Source organism: Pseudomonas retamae (assembly GCF_043496865.1).
Classification (GTDB): Bacteria; Pseudomonadota; Gammaproteobacteria; order Pseudomonadales; family Pseudomonadaceae; genus Aquipseudomonas; species Aquipseudomonas retamae.
The window spans coordinates 92,379-116,643 of record NZ_JBIEIL010000010.1 but is presented as its reverse complement, the minus strand read 5'-3'; the positions used below and the strand labels follow the sequence as shown (position 1 = coordinate 116,643).

Annotated in this window: 24 protein-coding genes; 20 read left to right on the top strand and 4 right to left on the bottom strand. The window is 55.8% G+C overall.

What is annotated here, in order from left to right; translation table 11 throughout:
• The first annotated feature begins 5 nt into the window (after positions 1-5).
• The 6 genes from inhA to ACGSLL_RS19880 all read left to right on the top strand — a co-directional run bounded on the left by inhA (position 6) and on the right by ACGSLL_RS19880 (position 7,847).
• Positions 6-692, top strand: a complete 687-nt coding sequence (inhA, locus tag ACGSLL_RS19905; protein ID WP_394507639.1) for an isonitrile hydratase — start codon at positions 6-8, stop codon at positions 690-692.
• Positions 693-920: 228 nt separating this feature from the next.
• Positions 921-1,712 (top strand): CPBP family glutamic-type intramembrane protease, encoded by a 792-nt coding sequence (locus ACGSLL_RS19900; protein ID WP_394507638.1) that lies wholly within the window; start codon positions 921-923, stop codon positions 1,710-1,712.
• Between the two features lie 101 nt (positions 1,713-1,813).
• The gene (locus ACGSLL_RS19895) at positions 1,814-3,379 is read left to right on the top strand and encodes a methyl-accepting chemotaxis protein (protein ID WP_090282598.1); all 1,566 of its coding nucleotides are present in this window, start codon (positions 1,814-1,816) and stop codon (positions 3,377-3,379) included.
• A gap of 678 nt (positions 3,380-4,057) precedes the next feature.
• Positions 4,058-5,482 carry an asparagine synthase-related protein gene (locus ACGSLL_RS19890; RefSeq protein ID WP_394507637.1) on the top strand — a complete coding sequence of 475 codons (1,425 nt, stop codon included), beginning with the start codon at positions 4,058-4,060 and terminating at the stop codon, positions 5,480-5,482.
• A gap of 16 nt (positions 5,483-5,498) precedes the next feature.
• Positions 5,499-6,179, top strand: coding sequence for a lasso peptide biosynthesis B2 protein (locus ACGSLL_RS19885; protein WP_394507636.1), 681 nt, complete (start codon positions 5,499-5,501; stop codon positions 6,177-6,179).
• Between the two features lie 12 nt (positions 6,180-6,191).
• A complete protein-coding gene (locus ACGSLL_RS19880) occupies positions 6,192-7,847 on the top strand; it encodes an ATP-binding cassette domain-containing protein (protein WP_394507635.1) in 1,656 nt (551 codons plus the stop codon).
• A gap of 4 nt (positions 7,848-7,851) precedes the next feature.
• On the opposite strand, the gene ACGSLL_RS19875 is transcribed toward ACGSLL_RS19880, so the two are convergent.
• Entirely contained in the window at positions 7,852-8,292 is a 441-nt protein-coding gene (locus tag ACGSLL_RS19875) for a c-type cytochrome (RefSeq protein ID WP_394507736.1), read from the bottom strand.
• 247 nt (positions 8,293-8,539) lie between these two features.
• Between ACGSLL_RS19875 and ACGSLL_RS19870 the strand changes: the two genes are divergently transcribed.
• From ACGSLL_RS19870 to ACGSLL_RS19860, 3 genes are all read left to right on the top strand, one after another.
• A complete protein-coding gene (locus ACGSLL_RS19870) occupies positions 8,540-9,238 on the top strand; it encodes a hypothetical protein (RefSeq protein WP_394507634.1) in 699 nt (232 codons plus the stop codon).
• Positions 9,239-9,736: 498 nt separating this feature from the next.
• Positions 9,737-9,883, top strand: coding sequence for a hypothetical protein (locus ACGSLL_RS19865; protein ID WP_163005103.1), 147 nt, complete (start codon positions 9,737-9,739; stop codon positions 9,881-9,883).
• Positions 9,884-9,889: 6 nt separating this feature from the next.
• Positions 9,890-10,309 carry a type II toxin-antitoxin system YafO family toxin gene (locus ACGSLL_RS19860; protein WP_394507633.1) on the top strand — a complete coding sequence of 140 codons (420 nt, stop codon included), beginning with the start codon at positions 9,890-9,892 and terminating at the stop codon, positions 10,307-10,309.
• Between the two features lie 288 nt (positions 10,310-10,597).
• On the opposite strand, the gene ACGSLL_RS19855 is transcribed toward ACGSLL_RS19860, so the two are convergent.
• Together ACGSLL_RS19855 and ACGSLL_RS19850 are read right to left on the bottom strand one after the other, a co-directional pair.
• On the bottom strand, positions 10,598-10,963 hold the full coding sequence (locus tag ACGSLL_RS19855) for a DUF6124 family protein (RefSeq protein ID WP_394507632.1): 366 nt from the start codon (positions 10,961-10,963) through the stop codon (positions 10,598-10,600).
• A 1,112-nt stretch (positions 10,964-12,075) separates the two neighbouring features.
• On the bottom strand, positions 12,076-12,756 hold the full coding sequence (locus ACGSLL_RS19850) for an alpha/beta family hydrolase (protein ID WP_394507631.1): 681 nt from the start codon (positions 12,754-12,756) through the stop codon (positions 12,076-12,078).
• A gap of 92 nt (positions 12,757-12,848) precedes the next feature.
• Here ACGSLL_RS19850 and ccoN (ACGSLL_RS19845) point away from each other — a divergent pair, with 92 nt between their 5' ends.
• From ccoN (ACGSLL_RS19845) to ACGSLL_RS19805, 9 genes are all read left to right on the top strand, one after another.
• Positions 12,849-14,273 carry a cytochrome-c oxidase, cbb3-type subunit I gene (gene ccoN, locus ACGSLL_RS19845; protein WP_101157387.1) on the top strand — a complete coding sequence of 475 codons (1,425 nt, stop codon included), beginning with the start codon at positions 12,849-12,851 and terminating at the stop codon, positions 14,271-14,273.
• Between the two features lie 10 nt (positions 14,274-14,283).
• Positions 14,284-14,892, top strand: a complete 609-nt coding sequence (ccoO, locus tag ACGSLL_RS19840; RefSeq protein ID WP_003223389.1) for a cytochrome-c oxidase, cbb3-type subunit II — start codon at positions 14,284-14,286, stop codon at positions 14,890-14,892.
• Positions 14,893-14,895: 3 nt separating this feature from the next.
• Positions 14,896-15,093 (top strand): cbb3-type cytochrome oxidase subunit 3, encoded by a 198-nt coding sequence (locus ACGSLL_RS19835; RefSeq protein ID WP_394507630.1) that lies wholly within the window; start codon positions 14,896-14,898, stop codon positions 15,091-15,093.
• A complete protein-coding gene (gene ccoP / locus ACGSLL_RS19830; RefSeq protein ID WP_394507629.1) occupies positions 15,090-16,043 on the top strand; it encodes a cytochrome-c oxidase, cbb3-type subunit III in 954 nt (317 codons plus the stop codon). The genes ACGSLL_RS19835 and ccoP (ACGSLL_RS19830) overlap by 4 nt, the downstream gene beginning before the upstream one ends.
• A 481-nt stretch (positions 16,044-16,524) precedes the next feature.
• Positions 16,525-17,967, top strand: a complete 1,443-nt coding sequence (ccoN, locus tag ACGSLL_RS19825) for a cytochrome-c oxidase, cbb3-type subunit I (protein ID WP_024012334.1) — start codon at positions 16,525-16,527, stop codon at positions 17,965-17,967.
• Positions 17,967-18,575, top strand: a complete 609-nt coding sequence (ccoO, locus tag ACGSLL_RS19820) for a cytochrome-c oxidase, cbb3-type subunit II (protein WP_007917161.1) — start codon at positions 17,967-17,969, stop codon at positions 18,573-18,575. The genes ccoN (ACGSLL_RS19825) and ccoO (ACGSLL_RS19820) overlap by 1 nt, the downstream gene beginning before the upstream one ends.
• A gap of 5 nt (positions 18,576-18,580) precedes the next feature.
• Positions 18,581-18,766, top strand: coding sequence for a CcoQ/FixQ family Cbb3-type cytochrome c oxidase assembly chaperone (locus ACGSLL_RS19815; RefSeq protein ID WP_003175465.1), 186 nt, complete (start codon positions 18,581-18,583; stop codon positions 18,764-18,766).
• Entirely contained in the window at positions 18,763-19,746 is a 984-nt protein-coding gene (ccoP, locus tag ACGSLL_RS19810) for a cytochrome-c oxidase, cbb3-type subunit III (protein WP_394507628.1), read from the top strand. The genes ACGSLL_RS19815 and ccoP (ACGSLL_RS19810) overlap by 4 nt, the downstream gene beginning before the upstream one ends.
• A 523-nt stretch (positions 19,747-20,269) precedes the next feature.
• Positions 20,270-20,524 (top strand): type II toxin-antitoxin system Phd/YefM family antitoxin, encoded by a 255-nt coding sequence (locus ACGSLL_RS19805; protein WP_394507735.1) that lies wholly within the window; start codon positions 20,270-20,272, stop codon positions 20,522-20,524.
• A gap of 24 nt (positions 20,525-20,548) precedes the next feature.
• Here the strand turns inward: ACGSLL_RS19805 and ACGSLL_RS19800 are convergent, their stop codons facing one another.
• Positions 20,549-21,553: a metallophosphoesterase family protein gene (locus ACGSLL_RS19800; RefSeq protein WP_394507627.1), complete on the bottom strand. Its 1,005-nt coding sequence runs from the start codon at positions 21,551-21,553 to the stop codon at positions 20,549-20,551.
• Positions 21,554-22,093: 540 nt separating this feature from the next.
• Between ACGSLL_RS19800 and ccoG the strand changes: the two genes are divergently transcribed.
• Positions 22,094-23,509 carry a cytochrome c oxidase accessory protein CcoG gene (gene ccoG / locus ACGSLL_RS19795; RefSeq protein ID WP_394507626.1) on the top strand — a complete coding sequence of 472 codons (1,416 nt, stop codon included), beginning with the start codon at positions 22,094-22,096 and terminating at the stop codon, positions 23,507-23,509.
• A gap of 11 nt (positions 23,510-23,520) precedes the next feature.
• Positions 23,521-24,060 (top strand): FixH family protein, encoded by a 540-nt coding sequence (locus tag ACGSLL_RS19790; RefSeq protein WP_394507625.1) that lies wholly within the window; start codon positions 23,521-23,523, stop codon positions 24,058-24,060.
• Positions 24,061-24,265: the final 205 nt, after the last annotated feature.

Genomic DNA, 24,265 nt, shown 5'->3' with positions numbered 1-24,265 from the left:
GCACGATGACTTTGCAGATCGGTTTTTTGTTGTTTCCACAGGTTCAGCAACTCGACCTGACTGGCCCTTACGACGTGCTCGCCTCGCTGCCCGGCGTGCAGGTGCATCTGGTCTGGAAGGACCTGATGCCGGTCACCGCCAGCACCGGCCTGCGGCTGAAACCCACCACCACGTTCGAGGATTGCCCGGATCTGGATGTGATCTGCGTGCCCGGCGGTGGCGGCGTCGGGCCGCTGATGGAAGATGAGCAAACCCTGAGTTTCATCAAACGCCAGGCAGCGCAGGCGCGTTACGTGACCTCCGTTTGCACCGGTTCGCTGGTGCTCGGCGCGGCGGGTCTGCTGCAAGGCAAACGTGCGACCACGCACTGGGCGTATCACGATTTGCTGCCGACGCTGGGCGCGATTGCGGTGAAGGATCGGGTAGTGCGCGACGGCAATCTGTTTACCGGTGGCGGTATTACTGCCGGGATCGATTTTGCCTTGGTATTGGCTGAAGAGTTGGTAGGTGCCGACGCGGCGCAACTGATCCAGTTGCAATTGGAATACGCCCCGGCGCCGCCGTTCAACGCGGGCAGCCCGGACAGTGCGCCGAGTGCGATCGTCGATGAAGCCCGTTTGCGCGCCGCGCCTTCGTTGAAATTGCGTACGGAAATCACCGAGCGCGCAGCGGCCAGGCTCAACGTGCACTAGATTCCGTGGCCACAAAACCTGTGGGAGCTGGCTTGCCAGCGATGGCGATGGTCCAGTCGATGAAATGTCGGCTGGACGGGCTTCATCGCTGGCAAGCCAGCTCCCACAGGGAAGCCGGGCATTCTCAGGTTTGCCATCTGTCCCGGTTTACGGCCACACCTTCACTTGTCCCCTCACCCCCCGCCCGTGTAGAAAGCCCTTCGACAAAACTCGCACAAGGATTTTTCGATGAAGGCTTTGCCATGGCTCTATCTGGCGCTGCTCAGCCTCGGTTATGGATGGGCGCTGAGCCACGGTCAGCTCGGCTGGCTGGCACTGATCTCCGTAGGGCTGCTGGTGTTCGCCGGGTACGCGGTTCGCCAGCAACAGGTGCCGGTCGCACGTTTTCTCGGGCATGGCGTGTTTATCGTATTGGCGCTCGCGCTGGCGCTGCACTGGTTGCCGGGCTTCGCCAACGGACGGGTCATAGACCCGCAGCGTTTCACCGATAACGCCGTGCCCTTCTCGATGTACCTGAATCTGGACAAACCGCTGGTGGGCTTCTGGCTATTGCTGGTGTGTCCATGGATTGTCGTGCGACGTTCGTTGCGCCTCAGCCTGTACGCCACGGCCCTCGCACTGACGCTTTGCGCCATCCTCGCCCTCGGTGGCGCGCTGTTGCTCGGCATCATCGCCTGGGCACCGAAGTGGCCGGATCAAGCCTGGCTGTGGGTGCTGAACAATCTGCTGCTGGTGACGCTGGTCGAGGAAGCGTTGTTTCGCGGCTATATACAGGGCGGCCTCAGCCGTCGCTTGCAGCACTTGCCCTACGGCGAAAACCTCGCGCTGTTGCTGGCCTCGCTGCTGTTTGGCCTGGCGCATGTCGGTGCCGGCTGGACCTGGGTGTTACTGGCAGGGATGGCGGGGGTCGGCTATGGTCTGGCCTACCGTTTCGGCGGACTGGGCGCGGCGATCGCCACGCATTTCGGCCTGAACCTGCTGCACTTCGGCCTGTTCACCTATCCGATGCTGGCCAGTTGACGCAAGCGCCGTTTTGCGACGCCGTACTTAAATCTGAAAAAAAACTTCAATAAAAACCTGTCAGCGCCGACAACCTTTCAAAGCCTTGCGGATTGAACAACATGCGTAATAACCAGCCCATCACACAACGCGAACGGACTTTTCCGGCACAGCAACGGTTGATTTCCACAACCGACGCCAAGGGCGTGATCACCTACTGCAACGACGCCTTCGTCGAAATCAGCGGGTTTTCGCGTGAGGAGCTGATCCGTGCGCCGCACAATCTGGTCCGTCACCCTGACGTGCCGTCGGCGGTGTTTTCGCACATGTGGGGCACACTGAAACAAGGCTTGCCATGGATGGGCATTGTCAAGAATCGCTGCAAATCCGGTGACCATTATTGGGTGAATGCCTACGTCACACCGGTATTCGATGGCAGCCAGGTGATCGGTTACGAGTCGGTGCGCGTCAAGCCCACTGCCGAACAGATCCGCCGTGCCGAAGCGCTCTACCAACGCATCAACCAGGGCAAGTCGGCGATTCCATCCACCGATAAATGGCTGCCGATCCTGCAGGACTGGCTGCCGTTCATTCTGGTTAGCCAGTTGAGCTTCATGATCGGCGCGACCCTGACCTCACAGTGGGGCTTCGCCCTCGCCGCCGCGCTGTCGGTGCCGCTGGGCCTGATGGGCCTGCAATGGCAGCAACGCGGGCTCAAGCGCCTGCTGCGCCTGGCCGAGCAGACCACTTCCGACCCGCTGATCGCGCAGATGTACACCGACAGCCGCGGTGCGCAGGCGCGTCTGGAAATGTCGATCCTCAGCCAGGAAGCCCGCCTGAAAACCTGCCTGACCCGCCTGCAGGACACCGCCGAACACTTGACCGACCAGGCCAAGCAGTCCGACGCCCTGGCACACAACAGCTCGACCGGTCTGGAACGCCAGCGTGTGGAAACCGAACAGGTCGCCACCGCCGTCAACCAAATGGCCGCCACCACCCAGGAAGTCGCCAGCCACGTACAACGCACCGCTGACGCCACCCAGGAAGCCAATCGCCTGACCGGCCGTGGCCGTGACATCGCCGGCGAAACCCGCGAAGCCATCCAGCGCTTGTCGGTGGTCGTCGGCGAAACCGGCCTGACCGTGACGCAACTGGCCAAGGACAGCGACGAAATCGGCGGTGTGGTCGACGTGATCAAAGGCATCGCCGACCAGACCAACCTGCTCGCCCTCAACGCCGCCATCGAAGCGGCGCGTGCCGGCGAGATGGGCCGCGGCTTCGCCGTGGTGGCTGACGAAGTCCGTCAACTGGCGCAGCGCACCAGCGAATCGACCGGCCAGATTCACGCACTGATCGCCAAGCTTCAGCAGACCGCCTCCAGCGCCGTACAAACCATGGAAGCCGGGCATCGCCAAGCCGAAGAAGGTGTCGCGCGGGTACTGGAAGCGGACCAGGCACTGGTCGGCATCAGCGAAGCAGTGGCCAACATCACCGACATGACCACGCAGATCGCTGCGGCAACCGAAGAGCAAAGTGCGGTGGCTGAAGAGATCAGCCGCAACATCAGCAACATCTCGGAACTGGCGGACCAGACCTCGGAACAAGCGCATAACTCGGCGTTGCTGAGTGAAGAGCTGACCAAGACGGCGAATACGCAGTATTCGTTGGTGGAGCGGTTTAACCGCTGATTGGAAGGCTGGAATCAAAAAACCCGGACGGCGTGAGCTTCCGGGTTTTTTGTTGCTTGTTGAAATGACGGTGTTCGGCGGAGCGCTTTCGAACAGGCGCTGGTCATGCGGGAATCTCGACGATCAAGTCACTGCGCAGAAGGCGTTTAAGACCAATCCAAAATACGTTTAAAACACGCACCAAATCATCACCTGCAGCCTACAGCCCCATTCGCCATTACCTACATCAACGACAGAATCCGCTGGCTTGAACGCCTGACGCACGGGCTCTATCGTGACCTTGTTCCAAAAAACCGCGAAACAATTGGAGAATAGGTTGCTCAGAGGAACGCCTGATCAAGAGAATTTTTCTTAATCTGCCCCGTTACTCAATACGCAATTCTCAACAATCATCCACAGCTTACTAAGGCATTCAACTTAGAAAAGAGGACTGGATCATGTTAAAAAGAAAAAAGTACGTGACTCTTGATAAAACAAACCGCCCTTTGATGTTCAAAGCGTCCCCAACGATAAATGGCTACGGTGGAGGCTGCGTCTTAGAAGGCAAATACTTTATTTATCGGCCAGACTGCGGCGGCCCTAGAATTCCGGGTCCGAGGTAACTCCTAAACGTCATTATTGAGCGCCCCACAGGGCGCTCATTAATCGGTCCAGTTCACATAAAGCCAAGGAGTGGCCATGAACAACGAAGGAAAGCGCTATCAAGCGCCCACCCCTAATTCAGCACAGCAATACCCCGCCGCAGATAAAATAGTGCACGTAAATCCCTTATCATCCTGCAAGTCGATAGTAATCGACAGTAGTATCGGCAGAATCATGAGTGGCAGTTTCGAGCAATCCATATCCAAAAAAGAACCGGACAGGGATCAAATAATTCGCCAACTCACCCAAGACGAACCTGTCTTAACGCCCACTTATTGGCAGGGATTAATAATACTGCCACCCGCCCACAAATACACATACGATACCAAATTAAAGACCGGCACCATTGAGACCAACCTCACCCACCTTCAAGACCAACATCTGTTCGAAAATCAAGACCCTTTTGAATTGATAATTGAACACATCGCCAAAGAGCATATTAAAAACAAACATGACAAGCTTGTAGTGCGTTTCTCGGGAGGTGTCGATTCAACGTGCTTGCTACTTGCAGCGATCGAAGTCGCTGGAAAAGATCGTGTTACCGCCATAACCTGGTTCGATGAGAAATGCAGTGCAAATAACGATAGAAACACAGCCACCGCTTTATGCAACACACTTGAAGTAAACCACATACTATTCAAGCTCGAACCCGAAGACTTCTTTCAGGAAGTGAGTCCGACTGATTATTTCCACATCAACTCCAGCATGGCTTCAGAGCAAGTATTCAGGAAAGAAAGAGAATTTATCCTCGCCCAGCTAGGAGACGAATTCATTATATTGGATGGGCATGGAGGTGATCATTTGTTTTTAGACCCCGTCCCCTCGGCTGCATTCCAACATCTAATTAGAGAAAATAGATTTTTCAAGGGTTTTAATATAGCTGCAACGATCGCCAAACTGACAGGGTCAAACCTCTACCAAACCCTTACTCGAAACAGGCGACAACAACACAACGAGACTGATCAATTAAGTTATTTTTTCAACAAGAAATTCTTGCCGCGTAGGGGTGCAGAAAAACCCAAGAGTCTAGCCGAGAAACATGTACAAGCTATAGCACAGGCCGTTTCTCAGAACGCGATGAGTACGACCCTTAACAAGTTCGGCAAAATAATATATCCATTCACAAGCCAGAAAATCATTGAATATGCACTCACACAAGACCCATACAGCATGTTCGATGAAAGTGAAACCAGAATACCATTAAAGCGAGCCTTCAGAAAAAAACACCCACACATACTACTTCGACGTGACAAAGGGCATATAACAGGCGCCTATCAAAAATCATTAAAATTTCATCAAAAAGACATTATAAGCAAGCTCCGCAGCAGTTGGATGAACAAAGAAAACATCATTAACATGCCCAACATAGAAAACTCTATAAATCGCTCAGCAATGGGATTTGGAGGCGTCGAAAAAAATCTGCTCAACATTATATGCGCGTCCTTAATTAAAAACCGTTAAGTAGAGAAAAGGCAAAATGGATTTTACTTTTCAGCCTCACGCACACGCCATCTTAATAGACAAGCAACTCGTCATCCTTGATGAAAAGCTCGACACATACTTGATTTTTAACGAATCGAAAACCAATACGCTGATTAACGGCGATAAGGACTGCGATGAATACAACGAGATTCGACATGAGCTCACCTCTCTAAACATCATCACTGACTCTATGAACAACACTAAACCTTTAACAAAAGCGAATGATGACTACGAAGGTATTGATAACTACACGTGGAGAATAAAAACGCAAAACCCTCGTCAGCCATTTAAATTGCTACCGACAATGAGGGCATGCCTGGATCTCCTGCATTTAAAGCTAACAATCGCACTCGGCGGCCTGGAAACCTGTCTAAATAGCATGAGAGCTTCAAAAAAAGCTCTATCAGGAAACCCTTTATCAGCTTGGCACGAAGGTATTGAAAGCTATGCGCAAGGCGTTCGTATCGCTTCATTTGTATTGCCATTTAAGGTCAAGTGCCTCGAGTCTTCTATCTGCCTTTTCAAATACGCCATAAGAAACAATAAGAACTGTGACTTCTTTATTGGCGTTCAGTTATATGATTTCCTTTCGCACGCATGGATCGAAATAAATGGAGAAGTCATTGCCGATGATCCACACCTATCACGCAAGCTCCCTAAAATACTAACAATATAAGGCTGCCCAACAATGAACTGGCTTCATCAATACATAAAAATCTTTAAAATAATATCGAAAAACTATCGCTGGTTTACAGCCAGCTTTGTCGGAATATCAGCCATATTTCTCCTCTGCAGCGCCCTTAACTCCGCACTCCCGGTAATATTGAGGAATGCTGCCAACTCGATTCACGAGTCAAACAGCATGCAAACACAGTTTCTGTTTTTTGCAGCATCTTATTCGGCCATATGGACTCTCTCGCAGGTTCTTTCGAATATACGTGGAATATTATCAGCCTGGATACTTGCAAAGTGCGACACTACAATCTACGAAACAATCATTAACAAGATTTTTCAATACCCATATAAAAAACAAAAAAAACTGGACCCAGGATTTGTTGTAGCCGACATAAACAGATCCGCAAGCAGTTTCAGCATGATAACCATAGGCGTATTTTGGACAATTACCCCTATTGTTGTGGAAATCATCATCGCCATAAGTGTGCTGTACACGATCATGGGCTCCGCCTATGCATTCCTGTTTCTTCTCTCCTCGTTAGTACTTATATGCATATCGATCTACGTCGCCAGGTCCAGCTCCAGCATTCACCGAGAATTATTTGAGGCAGACGCCAAACTGTCCAGCTATACAGTCGAAAGACTTGGCCGCACCTACGACATAACGCTCAATAGCACCCAACTTAAGGAGTGCCATTCAGGAAAAAATTTTTTTAACAACTACGTCAAAACAATCAGAAAAGCCAATCTTCATATGGGCATTCGCATCGCCGCCCAGGGATTAGCAATTGGAATCGTTTTGGCTTTTTTCGTAATCTTGTCAGGAGTTGATTATCGTTTAACCTTTACCTCAGGTGATTTCATCATGATCACCGGCTATATCACAATGTTCACGATGCAATTACATCTCATGGCTGGAACACTGATAAATCTTCAGGGAAACCTTGTCTCCCTGGATGACGGTGTGAAATATATTGAAGAAAAAACCAACATCTCGCATTTCCCGCGCACTTCTCCCACCGGGCAAGGTTTTGTTCTTAGAGACCTATCTCTTACCAAGGAAAACAACGTTATATTTTCCAGAATCAACTATCAATTCAAACAAGGTGTGAATATTATATCGGGTAGCTCTGGCGCAGGAAAAACAACACTCATCAATACACTTTTAGGTCTCGAAGATAACTACACTGGAGCAGTACATTATAGAGGACACTTGATAAACGAGACCATGAGCGAATTCATACTCTCTGAGGTTTCCGTTGCACCACAGCAACCTATACTCATAGCTGGCACCTTTAAAGACAACCTGCTTTATGGAGCGAAAAATGTCTCATCGCAAAAGCTAAGATGGGTCATAGAACTTCTGGGGTTTTCAGAAGACGACTCTGAAACAGAAAGATTATTGGATACCGTGATAGGCGCTGCGAACAGCGAACTCAGCGGGGGAGAGAAACAACGAATTGCCATCGGCCGAGCAATTCTAAGAGATAAACATACGTTAATACTAGACGAGCCGACCTCTTCACTTGACGAGATAACTGCTCACAAAATCATTGATTGGCTTGCCGCCAACATACCTTGCTTAATAATTGTCACTCATGATGCTGGTTTGAAGAAAAAATACGGCGTGGCAATAGAGCTGAGCGAACATTACCCTCAGAGCACTTAGCCGCTCAGCGTGTTCCCCGCCCGCGAGGAGTGTTACCACTTCCGAGGACGACCTCACTGAAACAACACAGACATTGCCTACAATTGCGCCGGAATGCGCTGACTGGAAAGCCCGGACGGTGAAAGGTGCCCGGTCTTTTTGGTTCCGGGATTGGTGACGTCTGGCAGACCGCTATCGCGAGCAGGCTCACTCCTACACTCGATCTGCCGTGGTCACCAATTATGCGTCCGGCCACGGCTTCCTGGAGTGAGCCTGCTCGCGATGAGACCTTTGGTGTGGACGGATTGCTCTTTTTCGCCAACGGCCCCGTGCCTTTGATATCCGGCCCGTGGCACACCGCGCATCGCTGGAAATAGAGAGCTTTGCCGTTGACGTTTTCCGCCTGGGCCGGCGACGGCTGACTGGCCAACAACGCCGCGAACGACGTGCACACCAGATATTTCATGCGCCCGGATAATGTAGCCAACAGGTCATCCATGACAGGTCTCTCGCAATAGAGCGCGAGACGCTAGCCTTTGCGGCTGTGTGTGTCCAGCGAGTTTTCCGATACACGCTTCCACGTTCTGGCAGCAGCGCAATTCAGGCGCGGGACTGTGTCGCCGCAATAGCGGCACATTAGCATGACTACCCCTTCAGAACTCCTGCATGCGGACGACAACCTCCGCAAATCCGTTCCTTGTTGTGAGTCCTTCATGAAGAAGTTCGCTGTCCTGATGTTCGCCGTTCTGTTCCTGGTCGGATGCGCCAACCAGAAATTCAAGCCTGAATACCGTACCCAGATCCACACCGTGAAAATCCTCCCGGTGTCATGGAAACCCCGGGAAATGAGCTATATGGGCCGCGAACAAGCTTGGGGCGCCGCCATTGGCGCGGGCGTCGGCACCGGCGTCGGTCTGGCGGCGGGCGCTGGCAAAATCGGTACGGCGGCACTCGGCGGCGCCGGTTTTGCCGCTGGTTTGAAGGCCGGCGACCTGGCCTCCATGTCGACCGTCGATGCGATTCTGTACAACATGGAAACCGCCAACATCAACCTCGGCGACCTGGTGAAAAAGAGCTTCGAAGAAAAACTCGCCGCCAGCGGCCGCTTCAAAATCGTCGGTGCCAACGAACCGGCGGACGCGCAGATTGAACTGACCGTATTCAACTGGGGCTTCGCTCTGACCCAGGGGTTCAGCAGCGTGGTTTACCCGACCATCGCGGTCAGCGGCGTGATGAAGCGCGGCGACGAGTTGATCTGGCAGCGCAACGAACCGATCACCGCGTTTAACGGCGCCAACACCTACGGTTACGAGCCACTGCGCTATCGCACCGAACCGGAACTGGTACGCACCGCGTTGAACGGTGTTTCGCAGATTGTCGCCGACTATCTGGTCAAGGATTTGAACGAGTAAGGGGATGGCGCTGCGCGGAGCTGCGCCACACGCAATTCCACGCTGCTGGGCCGCTATTTCCTCGACGCCGGCAATCGTCGACAGCGAGTCACCCGCCGAACTGCTGAACCCAGCGACGGGTGGCTGAAATAGCGCAGCCATCCCGCGTCGCCCGTTTTACACTTGAAAGCCCGGACCGCGAAAGCTGTCCGGGCTTTTTGTTTGTGATCTGGAATTCTTGGGGGCAGGCAGATCGTCATCGCGAACAGGCGAAGGCCTACATTGGATCTGCGGTGATCACAGGTTTATGTACCCGGTCACGATCCCCTGTAGGAGCGAGCCTGCTCGCGAAGAGGCCTTCTCTGCCGACGACGATCTCACTCAAGCAATGCCGACACTGCCTACAACTCGCCCAGAATGCGCCGACTGGTGCTCGTCGAGGCAAGGTTCTATCGTTTGCCGGTCAAAACTTATTCACATAAGCTGGTCAGCATGAATACACATCCTTCGGAGGCTCCGATGGCCACCACCCGAAAAACCGACAAACCCAGCAAAAAGGAAGTTCGTGAAGAACTGACATTCCTTGATGTTCGGCAAGCCGCGCGTGATGGGCAGAAAGTGTTCGATAAATTTGTGATTACTGGCAGGCTACCTATTACAAAGTAGGCTTGGATGCCAGCCATCAAAATTTCTGCACTTTTTGAACGAATCAAGAACTGGCAAAACTTTGCTGCACACTTCTACAACTACAAAATTTGCGATGAATTACCTGCCATTTTCGAGCGGGATGAACGACTCGATCTGAGCGACATGCATCATATTCATCTTGCCAGTACACAGGCGCTGCAGGCTCGATGGGCAAAAATCAATCGTCAGTATTACCGGACAGCATTGCGTGACGACGCTGACAATGACTTTTGGTTGATCTATGCGTATGACGCCTTTCGCGATGAGTATTTACTACTGACAATTACCGGCCCGGATGCTCATAACCGAAAAGAGTGGGGATCTTTTTTGCGCAGCGTGCATTGTGAAATCGTTGAACCCTGGGCACTAGGCAGGATTATCTTTCCCGATCTGGATGATTTGTGATTCAAAGAGCTGATCGAGACCGGCAACAAGCGAAAGATCGCTACCTGCGCACCGTCCATACCGATCATCCGTAAGAGCTGTGGCAGGCTGCGATCTTTTTATCCTGCAAAACCGGGTAGCGAAAGCTTCCGGTTTTTTTATTAGGTGTCTGAAATTGATAGTGCTTGGCAGACCACCCTCGCGAGCAGGGCTCCCACTTCGGAGCGTAGTGGGATCACAGATTTGTGTCCGACGACAACTCCTGTGGGAGCGAGCCTGCTCGCGATGAAGCGATAACAGCCAATGAAATTATTGAGGCAACTTCAGCTTATCCAACAGTCGATTGACCAACAGCTCGTTCAGCATGATCACCTGTTGCAGCGCCAGCAGCGGTTTACGCTCCGGGCCGCCTATGGAATGGGCGATGTTGCCGGCCATGGCATGAGCGTATGAAAGCGACGCGCTCGCCTCGACCAACAAGGTTTCGTCATCCAGCGACGGGTCGACGAGATAGACCGGGCGATTTTTCGGCGAGCTTGGCGCGGCTGCCAGGTCTTCGGGCTTGAGGTAGTAATCGAGGGCGCGGTCGGTGGCTTCTTTGACCTTTTGCGGGGTCAGCGCCGGGTCGTGGGGGATTTGGTCGGTGACGGGTGGGTTGGGTGTGATTTTGAACATGGATGAAACTCCTATCGCAGTTTAGGAAGCCATCACGCTCGCTACCAAACGAGTGGGTGGTGGCCATACGCGGGTTGGTAGACCGGCTGCAATAGGAACCCGGCGCCCGCGAACGAGCCCCACGCATGACCACCATAAAGTCGAGCATCAGTTAAGAAACTCCAATCAGGTGTTGCCACACGGCTACTACAGACGGGCTACCAAACCCGATCACTGTTTTGCAGTGACCGGCAAACGATATAGCCCGCCCCATAGCCGTGTAAGCCGGCGGATTCTGGCGTAGGCGTAGGTAATGGCGCAAGGAGTTGTAGCCGTTATGGCGTAACGGCTCGTGTAGTTTAAACGCTGGTATCCGATGATTTTTAAGTGCTGGGATCACCTCTGACAGGCTGGTTGGTTTGATGTCGTTTGAACGAGAGCTTTCGCGAGCAGGCTCGCTCCCACATTTGGATTGGGTGCATCAGTGGGGGATTGGTCGGCTCGGAGGTCGCCATCGCTGGAAAGCCAGCTCCCACAGGGATTGAGTTCAGCCGGTAGATAATCGTCGGTTGTCAGGGCGTCATCGCGAGCAGGCTCACTCCAGTTGGATTGGGTACATCCGTAAGAAACAGGTCGGCTGTCAGACCGCCTTCGCGAGCAAGCTCGCTCACAAAAGCAAAGCAGCGCAGCTGCCCGCGGCGAAGCCGCACCACTCAACAATGAGCGTTAGCTCGAGTGCTTTTGATCTTGCGTCACCGGCGACGTCGGAAGGCTGAGTGGAGGGATTGATCCGGGCGTGGGAGCGCAGCGACCGTCTGGCGCAGCCAGACACAGCGGAAGGAGGTGCAGCGAAGCAAACCGTAGCCGCTGCGCCCGGATCAGTCCCGGAGCGAAGGGACCCGAGCCTGCGAGGGCCGAACGCAGGAGCGAGCCTTTTCAGTTACCTTTTTGGCGTTTGAAAAAGGTGACCCGCCGTAAGGGCGGAACCCTAAGCAGCCGTTACCGCAGCAACGGATATGCCCTCAAGAGCCAAGATCAAAAACGCCCCCCTCACCCCAACCCTCTCCCCCAAGGGGGCGAGGGAGAAAGGGGGCTGATCTTCATGCGGTTTAAAATTTCGGCCCGGCTCAAAATCAATTGCGGAGAAATTCAGCCACCTTCTGCGCAGCACTCGCCAAATGATCCGAATGCGTAAAGCCAGAAGCCTTGAGCGGCTTCAAATCATGGTCCCCGGAGGCCAACCAAAACATCTCAATACTCGGCGATAGATCGTAAGCCTCGACAGCGTCCCGATTGCCGAGAGCATCCCGCTCACCTTGCACCATCAACGTCCGCGTGCTCAGCAAAGCCAAATGCTCAACCCGCGGCTTCTCCGGCTTGCCCACCGCATAAAACGGATACCCCAGACACACCAGCGCGTCTGCCGCCAACTCATCCGCCAGCAAACTGGCCATCCGCCCGCCCATCGACTTGCCGCCAACCGCCAAACCGCCAGCGACATGACGCCGCACAACCGCAAACACCTCCCGCCAGCAATCCAACAACTTCGCCGCAGGATTCGGCGGACGTTTAACCCCATCCACCCGCCGCTGCGCCATATACGGAAACTCAAACCGCAATACATTGACCCCAAGCCCGGCAAGGCGCCCGGCCATGTCGTTCATCCAGTCGCTATCCATCGGCGCACCAGCACCGTGCGCCAGGATCAACGTCGCCGAAGCCTCACCAACAGCCGCATCCCAAAGCCACCCATGATCACGCACACAGTGCGCCCATTGATCCCCGTCAATACTGGCCTTGTGCTGTTTGTCCATGCTTGCCTCGCTTTTAGTCTGCCTATAACTCCAGGCGAAGGATTCGCGCGGTTTGCGCGCGCTCACTTCGGCTGAACCGTGGATGGGGAACCATGAACACTTCTATCAGTACCGCCTACAACTACAAGGTGGTCCGCCAATTCGCCATTATGACGGTGGTGTGGGGCATCGTCGGCATGGGCCTCGGGGTTTTTCTCGCCGCTCAATTGGTCTGGCCGCAGCTCAACTTCGATTTGCCCTGGACCAGTTTCGGCCGTCTGCGCCCGCTGCACACCAACGCGGTGATCTTCGCCTTCGGTGGCTGCGCACTGTTCGCCAGTTCGTTCTACTCGGTGCAACGCACCTGCCAGACGCAACTGTTTGCACCGAAAATCGCCGCGTTCTGCTTCTGGGGCTGGCAATTGGTGATCCTGTTGGCGGCGATCAGCCTGCCGCTGGGCTACACCAGCTCCAAGGAATACGCCGAGCTGGAATGGCCGATCGATATCCTGATCACCATTGTCTGGGTCGCCTACGCGATCGTGTTCTTCGGCACGATCATGCAGCGCAAGACCAAGCACATCTATGTCGGTAACTGGTTCTTCGGCGCCTTCATCATCACCGTGGCGATTCTGCACATCGTCAACAACCTTGAGCTGCCGGTGAGTTTCACCAAGTCCTACTCGCTGTACGCCGGCGCGACCGACGCCATGGTGCAGTGGTGGTACGGCCACAACGCCGTGGGCTTTTTCCTCACCGCCGGCTTCCTCGGCATGATGTATTACTTCGTGCCGAAACAGGCCGAGCGTCCGGTGTATTCGTATCGCCTGTCGATCGTGCACTTCTGGGCGTTGATCACCCTGTACATCTGGGCCGGCCCGCACCACTTGCACTACACCGCGCTGCCGGACTGGGCGCAGTCGCTGGGCATGGTGATGTCGTTGATTCTGCTGGCGCCGAGCTGGGGCGGCATGATCAACGGCATGATGACGCTGTCGGGTGCCTGGCATAAGTTGCGCAGCGACCCGATCCTGCGCTTCCTCGTGGTGTCGCTGGCGTTCTACGGCATGTCGACCTTCGAAGGGCCGATGATGGCGATCAAGACTGTAAACGCCCTCTCCCACTACACCGACTGGACCATCGGCCACGTTCACGCCGGCGCGCTCGGCTGGGTGGCGATGATCTCGATCGGCGCGCTGTACCACATGATCCCGAAAATCTTCGGCAAAGCGCAGATGCACAGCATCGGCCTGATCAACGCGCATTTCTGGCTCGCGACCATCGGCACCGTGCTCTACATCGCGTCGATGTGGGTCAACGGCATCGCCCAAGGCCTGATGTGGCGCGCAGTGAACGAGGACGGCACGCTGACCTATTCCTTCGTCGAAACCCTGGTGGCCAGCCATCCGGGCTTTGTCGTGCGGCTGATTGGCGGGGCGATTTTCCTGAGCGGCATGTTGCTGATGGCTTACAACACCTGGCGCACCGTGCGGGCCTCGCAGCCTGCCGACGTCGTCGCTGCCGCGCAGATGGCCTGAGGAGTCCGCCATGAAACACGAAACGATTGAAAAAAACGTCGGCCTGTTGATGTTGCTGATGGTGTTCGCCGTGAGCATCGGCGGCCTGACCCAGATCGTCCCGCTGTTCTTCCAGGACGTCACCAACAAACCGGTGGAAGGCATGAAGCCCTACACCGCGCTGCAACTGGAAGGGCGCGACATCTATATCCGCGAAGGCTGCGTCGGCTGCCACTCGCAGATGATCCGCCCGTTCCGCGCCGAAACCGAGCGCTACGGGCACTACTCAGTGGCCGGTGAGAGCGTATGGGATCACCCGTTCCTCTGGGGCTCGAAACGTACCGGTCCGGACCTGGCGCGGGTCGGCGCGCGTTACTCGGATGACTGGCACCGCGCGCATTTGTACAACCCGCGCAACGTCGTACCGGAATCGAAGATGCCGGCCTACCCGTGGCTGGTCACCCAAGCGGTCGACAGCAGCCACACCGAAACCAAGCTGAAAACCATGCGCACCCTCGGCGTGCCGTACACCGACGACGACATCAGCGGCGCGGTCGCCAGCCTCAAGGGAAAGACCGAAATGGACGCCCTCGTTTCCTATCTGCAAGTGCTCGGCACTGCGATCAAGAGCAAGAGGTGATTCATGATCATTGAAATGAGCACTGGCCTCATACGCGGCCTCGGCACGGTCGTGGTGTTCGTCGCCTTCGTTGGCCTGACATTGTGGGTATTCAACCGCAAGCGCACGCCGGAGTTTGCCGAAGCACGCTTGCTGCCGTTCGCCGACGAACCACTACCCGAAACACCTTCAGCCCCTGAAACAAGGAGTACCCGGCCATGACCACCTTCTGGAGTACGTGGATCTGCGTACTGACCATTGGCAGCCTGATCGGCCTGACCTGGTTGCTGATCGGCACCCGCCGGGGCGAGACCAAGGGCAGCGTCGACCAGACCATGGGCCACAGCTTCGACGGCATCGAGGAGTACGACAACCCGCTGCCGCAGTGGTGGTTCATGCTGTTCGCCGGCACGCTAGTGTTTGCTGTGGGCTATCTGATTCTGTATCCGGGCCTGGGTAACTGGAAAGGCATCCTGCCCGGTTACGAGGATGGCTGGACCGGCGTGCACGAATGGGAAAAGGAAATGAACAAGGCTGACGCCCGCTTCGGGCCAATCTTCGCCAAATTTGCGGCGATGCCGCTGGAAGAAGTAGCCAAGGACCCACAGGCGCTGAAAATGGGTGGCCGTCTGTTCGCCTCCAACTGCTCGGTGTGCCACGGCTCGGATGCCAAAGGCGCGTTCGGCTTCCCTAACCTCGCCGACAGCGACTGGCGCTGGGGCGGCGACGCCGAAACCATCAAGACCACCATCATGGGCGGGCGGATGGCGGCGATGCCAGCCTGGGGCGAAGTGCTGGGTGAAGCCGGGGTGAAAAACGTTGCGGCCTACGTGCGCCACGAACTGGCCGGCCTGCCACTACCCGCCGACAACAAGGCGGATCTGCAGGCCGGGCAGCAAGCATTCAGCACGACTTGCGTCGCCTGCCATGGCGCCACCGGCCAAGGCACTGCGGCGATGGGCGCGCCGAACCTGACGCACCCGGCCGGCTTCATTTATGGCACCAGTCTGACCCAATTGGAACAGACCATTCGCCACGGTCGCCAAGGACACATGCCAGCGCAGAACGAGCTGCTGGGCAACGATAAAGTACAACTGATTGCCGCTTATGTGTACAGCTTGAGCCATGAATTGAACACAGAAAAACTGATTACTGAAGACACCAAGAAATAGGCATTGCGTACATAACTGCCGCGGTTTTCTCGCTGCGGCAGTTTCCCGCCCCTTTGCGACGCATTGTCGCACCCCTCACACCCTCTCCTTTCGGAACCCCGGATTCGGGTCTACGCTTCATCGAAGCGGACCGGCTCGTTGCGGTCGTAGATTGATTTTGCGCGATGCGTTCGATGAACCGGCAGATGGATTCGCCGCCAACGCCAATGGATACCGGCTGTTGCGCCGATTGCCCTTCATCCTCCCGAATACGACGCTGGAACAGACGCCGTCGGCAGCGATCCGGACCACGCAGATTTTTCGTCCACTGCGACATTTTGTCAGAGGCCATTTTTGACCTTACGCGGCACATGGAAAGGCCGCAGAATCAGCGTTGGAAAGCATTGACTCAGGTCATGGCGCGTTGCAATGACCCCCTGCTTTATACATACTTGCGGCCGATTTTATCCCTATAAAAATACCCAAACCGTGGAACCTTAGAATGAGCACAGCAATCAGTCCGACTGCTTATAACTATAAGGTAGTCCGCCAGTTCGCCATCATGACGGTGGTCTGGGGGATCCTTGGCATGGGGCTCGGTGTCTTCATCGCCTCTCAACTGGTCTGGCCGGAACTGAACTTCGGTCTGCCGTGGACGAGCTTTGGACGCTTGCGCCCGTTGCACACAAACCTGGTGATTTTTGCCTTCGGTGGTTGTGCACTGTTCGCCACTTCCTACTATGTCGTGCAGCGAACCTGCCAGACGCGACTGATTTCCGATAGCCTCGCGGCCTTCACCTTCTGGGGCTGGCAAGCGGTGATCGTCGGCGCCATCATTACCTTGCCGCTGGGTTACACCACCACCAAGGAATACGCCGAGCTGGAATGGCCGATCGCGATTCTGCTGGCAATTGTCTGGGTCACCTACGGTCTGGTGTTCTTCGGCACCATCACCAAGCGCAAGACCAAGCACATCTATGTCGGTAACTGGTTCTACGGCGCGTTCATTGTCGTGACCGCGATGCTGCACATCGTCAACCACATGTCGCTGCCGGTCAGCCTGTTCAAGTCGTACTCGGCCTACTCCGGTGCCACTGACGCGATGATCCAGTGGTGGTATGGCCACAACGCGGTGGGCTTCTTCCTGACCACCGGTTTTCTCGGGATGATGTACTACTTCGTGCCGAAACAGGCCGAACGCCCGATCTACTCCTATCGGCTGTCGATCGTGCACTTCTGGGCACTGATCACCCTGTACATCTGGGCCGGCCCGCACCACCTGCACTACACCGCCCTGCCGGACTGGGCGCAGTCGCTGGGCATGGCAATGTCGATCATTCTCCTGGCGCCAAGCTGGGGCGGCATGATCAACGGCATGATGACCCTCTCGGGCGCCTGGCATAAATTGCGCACCGACCCGATCCTGCGTTTCCTCGTGGTATCGCTGGCGTTCTACGGCATGTCGACCTTCGAAGGGCCGATGATGGCGATCAAGACCGTCAACTCGCTGTCGCACTACACCGACTGGACCATCGGCCACGTACACGCCGGTGCTCTCGGCTGGGTAGCGATGATCTCGATCGGCGCGATCTACCACATGATTCCGAAACTGTTCGGCCGTGCGCAGATGCACAGCACCGGCCTGATCAACGCGCACTTCTGGCTCGCCACCATCGGCACCGTGCTCTACATCGCCTCGATGTGGGTCAACGGCATCACCCAGGGCCTGATGTGGCGTGCAATCAACGATGACGGCACCCTCACCTACTCGTTCGTCGAAGCACTGCAGGCCAGCCACCCGGGCTTCATCGTCCGCGCGCTGGGCGGGGCGTTCTTTGCCAGCGGCATGCTGCTGATGGCGTACAACGTGTACCGCACCGTCCGTGCGTCGGACCCGGTTGAAGCCGAAGCCGCCGCCAAGATTGCCGTCGTTGGAGCTCACTGATGAAGCATGAAGCTGTCGAGAAGAATATTGGCCTGCTGGCCTTCTTCATGGTCATCGCCGTCAGCGTCGGTGGCCTGACCCAAATTGTTCCGCTGTTTTTCCAGGACGTCACCAACAAGCCGGTCGAGGGCATGAAGCCGCGCTCGGCGCTGGAACTGGAAGGCCGCGACGTCTACATCGCCAACGGTTGTGTCGGCTGCCACTCGCAGATGATCCGCCCGTTCCGCGCTGAAACCGAACGCTACGGGCACTATTCGGTTGCCGGTGAAAGCGTCTGGGACCACCCGTTCCTGTGGGGTTCCAAACGTACCGGTCCGGACCTGGCCCGTGTCGGCGGTCGTTACTCCGATGACTGGCAACGTGCGCACTTGTACAACCCGCGCAACGTGGTGCCCGAGTCGAAAATGCCGGCGTATCCGTTCCTCGTGGAAAACAAGCTCGACGGCAAGGAAACCGCGAAAAAAATGGAAGTGTTGCGCACCCTCGGCGTCCCTTACACCGACGAAGACATCGCCGGTGCACAGGATGCGGTGAAGGGCAAAACCGAAATGGACGCGCTGGTGGCCTATCTGCAAGGCCTGGGCACCATCATCAAAAGCAAACGGTGAATCTGATGGATATCGGGATGATTCGCGGCCTGGGCACCGTTGTCGTGATGGTGGCCTTTATCGGTCTGGCATTGTGGGTGTTCAGCCCCAAGCGCAAGTCGGAGTTTGAAGACGCGACCTTGTTGCCTTTTGCGGATGATCCCGAAGCCATCAAGCACGTCGAGCAAGCTTCTAGGAGTAACAAAGAATGACTACATTCTGGAGTCTGTACGTCACAGTCCTCAGTCTCGGTACGATCTTCGCCCTGACCTGGCTGTTGCTGTCGACCCGCAAGGGCCAGCGCAGCGAACAGACGGACGAGACGGTCGGCCACTCCTTCGACGGGATCGAGGAGTACGACAACCCGCTGCCGAAATGGTGGTTCATGCTGTTCGTTGGCACGATCATTTTCGCCTTGGGCTACCTGGTGCTGTACCCGGGTCTGGGCAACTGGAAAGGCCTGTTGCCCGGTTACAACTATCTGGATAACGAGAAGCAGACCGCGTTCGCCAACGGCCAGACCGGCTGGACCGGCGTACACGAATGGGAAAAGGAAATGGCCCGTTCGGACGCCCGCTTCGGCCCGATCTTCGCCAAGTTCGCGGCGATGCCGATCGAAGAAGTCGCCAAGGACCCACAGGCACTGAAAATGGGCGGCCGACTGTTCGCCTCCAACTGCTCGGTGTGCCACGGTTCCGACGCCAAGGGTGCCTACGGCTTCCCTAACCTGACAGACGCCGACTGGCGCTGGGGCGGCGAGCCGGAAACCATCAAGACCACCATCATGGGCGGCCGCCACGCGGTGATGCCGGCGTGGGCGGAAGTGATCGGCGAGCAAGGCGTGGCCGACGTGGCAGCGTTTGTCGTGACCAACCTCGACGGGCGCAAACTGCCGGAAGGCACCAAGGCCGATCCGGCCAACGGGCAAAAACTGTTCGCCGCCAACTGCGTGGCCTGCCACGGCCCTGCCGGTAAAGGCACCCCGGCCATGGGCGCGCCTGACCTGACCCATCCGGGCGCGTTCATCTACGGCTCGAGCTTCGCGCAACTGCAGCAAACCATCCGCTACGGTCGTCAGGGCCAGATGCCGGCGCAGGAACAACTGCAGGGCAACGACAAGGTGCACCTGCTCGCGGCGTATGTTTACAGCCTGTCCCACGGTGAAAAAACACCGGAAGCGAACGCCGAATAAGGCTGACGCTCGATGTAAAAAAGGCCCCGCCAGTTTCGATTGGCGGGGCCTTTTTCATACTGGCATTCACGCTTTGAGACATTTGGTTGATGGACCGGTGCAGCGCTGCCCTGTAGGTTTTTTTTACCGCGATAAACCGCATCGCGGATAACCTTCAAGGATGAAGCCGAATGTTGAACACAGACGAACGTACGCTGCAAACGCAACCACAGCCTTACCCTGATGATCAGTCACCAGCCACAACATCGGCACAACCCGAACAATCAACATCGCAAAATGCCCTGAGCCCCCCCGGTAACGGTGGCGGTCTGGACGGCCTCGGCGGAGGCAGATTGCCCTGACAGGCCCGCGAGTCGCACCTGATGCTTCCCAAACTCAGCGCCCCTCTCCTATGGCGTGGGGTGGGCTTTCGCCAGTGCCGTTATGACAGTGACAAACCGATCGTCTGCAAATCAGTTTTTCGATTGCTGGGAAAATCCGCAGTAGTAACGTTCTACTTAATATCCTTTGGAGGGCGGACATGATGGCCATCACGATCATTTCTAACGGCGAGTTCAATCGGGACACCTGTGCCGCCAAAAAAGCCGCGCATCAAGGTCCCGTCATCATTACCGACCGGGGCAAGCCTGCCCATGTACTGCTTAGCATCGAGGAGTACCATAAACTGACCGGCAGCCAGGCCAGCATCGTCGAGCTTCTGGCGATGCCGAGCACACTGGAAATCAAGTTCGAAGCCGAACGTGCCGTTATTACCCCCCGTAACGTTTACCTTTCTTAATGCCCAGTCACCGGCGGTTTTTTTTCATGGGCGTTGGGCAAAGATTGAATGCACCGCAACGGTGTCGATCAGCGTCCGGTCACGCCACTGGTTGTTCTTCACCAGATAGATTTCCAGCTGCTTGCGGTCATCGGTAAAACTGGCGGTCAGATACGTCTGCTGAGAGGTACTGCCACTCAAGAACATCGGCACGCTCCCCTTCCAGTAGGCGTCCCCTCCGTCCTGATGCCAATGGCCGGCAAAAATGGCTGTCACCTGATATTTGTTGATCATGTCCAGGAAGCGCTTGTTTTGCTCCGGGGCAACTTTATCGCCGAACGGTTTATGCATATTGATGATGATGGCGTAGCCCCCGATCCGGGCGAGTCGGAGGTCGTTTTCCAGCCAGTCCAGCGCGTTATTGATTTGAAACGTTGTCGGGTTCAGTGGGTGAGCAATTCGGGTGGTATAAGATGGATCGTTATTGAGCTGAACCATGTGAACTTCACCTATATTCTTCGAATAAGCGAGGCTGCCTGAATAGGTTTTGCTTAAAAATCCACTGGTGATTTGCAGGTCAAAGCTGTCGACCCGACCTTCATGATGCTCTTTGAACTCGACGATACTTCCCGCCGCACAACTATTGCTAAAACAATCGTCGACATTATTTTCATAGTCGTGGTTACCCAAACCGTACAGGTACTCACCCTTGAAGTGTTTGTCCAACATCTCCCTCATGAACGAACGTTGCCAGCCATGTCCAAAAGCGGTTATATCGCCGTTGATCATCAAAGGGACCTGCGCTTGAGTACCATGTTGATTTCTGAAGTCGGCGATGCTCGCCAACTGCGTTTCCACCAGCCACTTGGAGCGGGCGTCGAATTCGGAATCGGGTTCGAAGTCCCCGCTGTCCGTCTTGTCTGTCCACGGGTATTGCGTATCCGATGCAAAAACCATGTGCTTCGGCGTACCCGTTACAGCCTGAGCGGAGGCACCGGATGCCAATAAACACACACTTAGCACGGCGCTCGCAAACTTATTGAAAGGCATACATTAAACTCCATTTAAATTATCTACAGGCGAACCACTTTCGCCCCAAAAGAACTTATTCGAAAACAAGACGAAGTACAAAGCACCAACCCATGACAATTAATTAGTTATATTTCAGACACACAAACCAACAAGCGCCAGAACGACTGCTCAATGCGTGACGAACATTGCCTCAACAACTAAACACAACAAGCCTTCTCAACCATACATAACGTTTTCTGCCATTGAAAACGTGCAGATGCCTCCATTGAGCCAAGCCGGTTTATAGTCAGGCAGCACCGGCAGCGGCGGTGGACTGGTCAAGCCGTGGAATACTCAAGGAGCTGCGTGGCAAAAACCGTCCATACTCAACAAGTCAATTGATCTGCGTCAGGCTTTCACACGATCGCTACACCATCCGCACCCTTTACCCAACGCGACCAAAGGTCGCACCCTTGAGCCAGAGCGACAGGCGTATCATCGCGCCACTGCAACAGCCCTTTTTGACCTTGGTTGGCACGTATCGACCAAGGCATTTTTCCACTGCCGTGGGATGCAATGATGAGCAACCAGATTCCGGTACACGACGTCACACCGCCGAGCAAAAACCCGAACAACAGCGTCGACCTTTACGCCTCGCGTGAAAAAATCTACACCCGCGCCTTCACCGGCCTGTTCCGCAATCTGCGGATGCTCGGCGGTGCGGCGTTGTTTCTGCTGTATTTCGGTACGGTGTGGCTGAACTGGGGCGGCCATCAGGCCGTGTGGTGGAACCTGCCGGAGCGCAAGTTCTTCATTTTCGGCGCGACGTTCTGGCCGCAGGACTTCATCTTGCTGTCGGGCCTGTTGATCATTGCCGCGTTTGGCCTGTTTTTCATCACCGTGTATGCCGGACGGGTCTGGTGCGGGTACACCTGTCCACAAAGCGTGTGGACATGGATTTTCATGTGGTGCGAAAAGGTCACCGAAGGCGACCGCAACCAGCGCATCAAACTCGACAAGGCGCCAATGAGCGCCAACAAGTTCCTGCGCAAAGCGGCCAAGCACGCGCTGTGGCTATTGATTGGTTTTGTCACCGGCATGACCTTCGTCGGTTACTTCTCGCCGATCCGCGAACTGGTCATTGAGTTCTTCACCGGCCAGGCCGATGGCTGGTCGTACTTCTGGGTCGGTTTCTTCACCCTCGCCACCTATGGCAACGCCGGCTGGTTGCGCGAGCAGGTGTGCATCTACATGTGTCCGTATGCGCGCTTTCAGAGCGTGATGTTCGACAAGGACACGCTGATCGTTTCCTACGACCCGCGCCGCGGCGAAAGCCGTGGCCCGCGTAAAAAAGGCATCGACTACAAGGCGCTGGGCCTGGGCGACTGCATCGACTGCACGATGTGCGTGCAGGTCTGCCCGACCGGCATCGACATTCGCGACGGCCTGCAGATCGAGTGCATCGGCTGCGCCGCGTGCATCGACGCCTGCGACAGCATCATGGACAAGATGGATTACCCGCGCGGCTTGATCAGCTACACCACCGAACACAACCTGTCGGGGCAGAAAACCCATAAACTGCGGCCACGCCTGATCGGTTATGCCGTGGTGTTGCTGGCGATGATCAGCCTGCTGGTCACGGCGTTCTTCATGCGTTCGCTGGTCGGTTTCGACGTCAGCAAGGACCGCGTGCTGTACCGGGAAAACGCCGAGGGCCGGATCGAAAACGTCTACAGCCTGAAAATCATGAACAAGGATCAGCGCGATCACACCTACATGCTGCAAGCCGAAGGTCTGCCGGACCTGCGCCTGCAAGGCAAGCGCGAGATCAAGGTGGCTGCCGGCGATATCGTCAGCATGCCGGTCGAGTTGTCGAGCGCACCGGAACGACTGCCATCGAGCACCAACGAGGTGAAATTCATCCTCAAGGATGCCGATGACGACAGCGTCCACATTGAAGCCAAGAGCCGATTCATCGGCCCGCAAATTCGTTGAGAGAACTGCATATGTCTGCCGCAAACGCTGCAAGCCCCTGGTACAAGCACCTCTGGCCATGGATCATCATCGGCATTCTGGCCTGCTCGGTGGCGCTGACCCTGTCGATGGTGACGATTGCGGTGAACAACCCGGACAATCTGGTCAACGACAACTATTACGAGGCCGGCAAAGGCATCAACCGTTCGCTGGACCGTGAACTGCTGGCGCAAACCCTGAAAATGCGCGCGGCGGTGCATCTGGACGATGTCACCGGTGAAGTCGACCTGCGCTTGAGCGGTGACAGTCAGCCGAAGACACTGGAATTGAATCTGATCTCGCCGACGCAGCCGGAGAAGGATCGCAAGATTGTTCTGGCTCGCAGCGAGAGCGAGACCGGGCGTTACATCGGTCAGTTGAATGACAAGGTTGAAGGTCGGCGGTTTGTCGAGTTGCTGGGCAGTCAGGATGAGCATGTGTGGCGCATGTTCGAAGAAGAACTGGTCAGCCATGACAAGGATTTGCTGCTGGGCGATGAGCCGTTGCAGGGTGCGGAAGACCTGAAAAAGTGAGTCAAGGTCAAAAGCCCCTCACCCTAACCCTCCCCCCGAGGGAGAGGGGACTGATCTTCAGCGCTTCGGGGTCTTGCGGATGACCGTAACAATGTCGGCGACTGACACCGCTTTGATCGTTCCCACTCTCCAGCGTGGGAACGCAGCCAGGGACGCTCTGCGTTCCAGCCGAAGCGGACGCGGAGCGTCCGGGGAGGCATTCCCA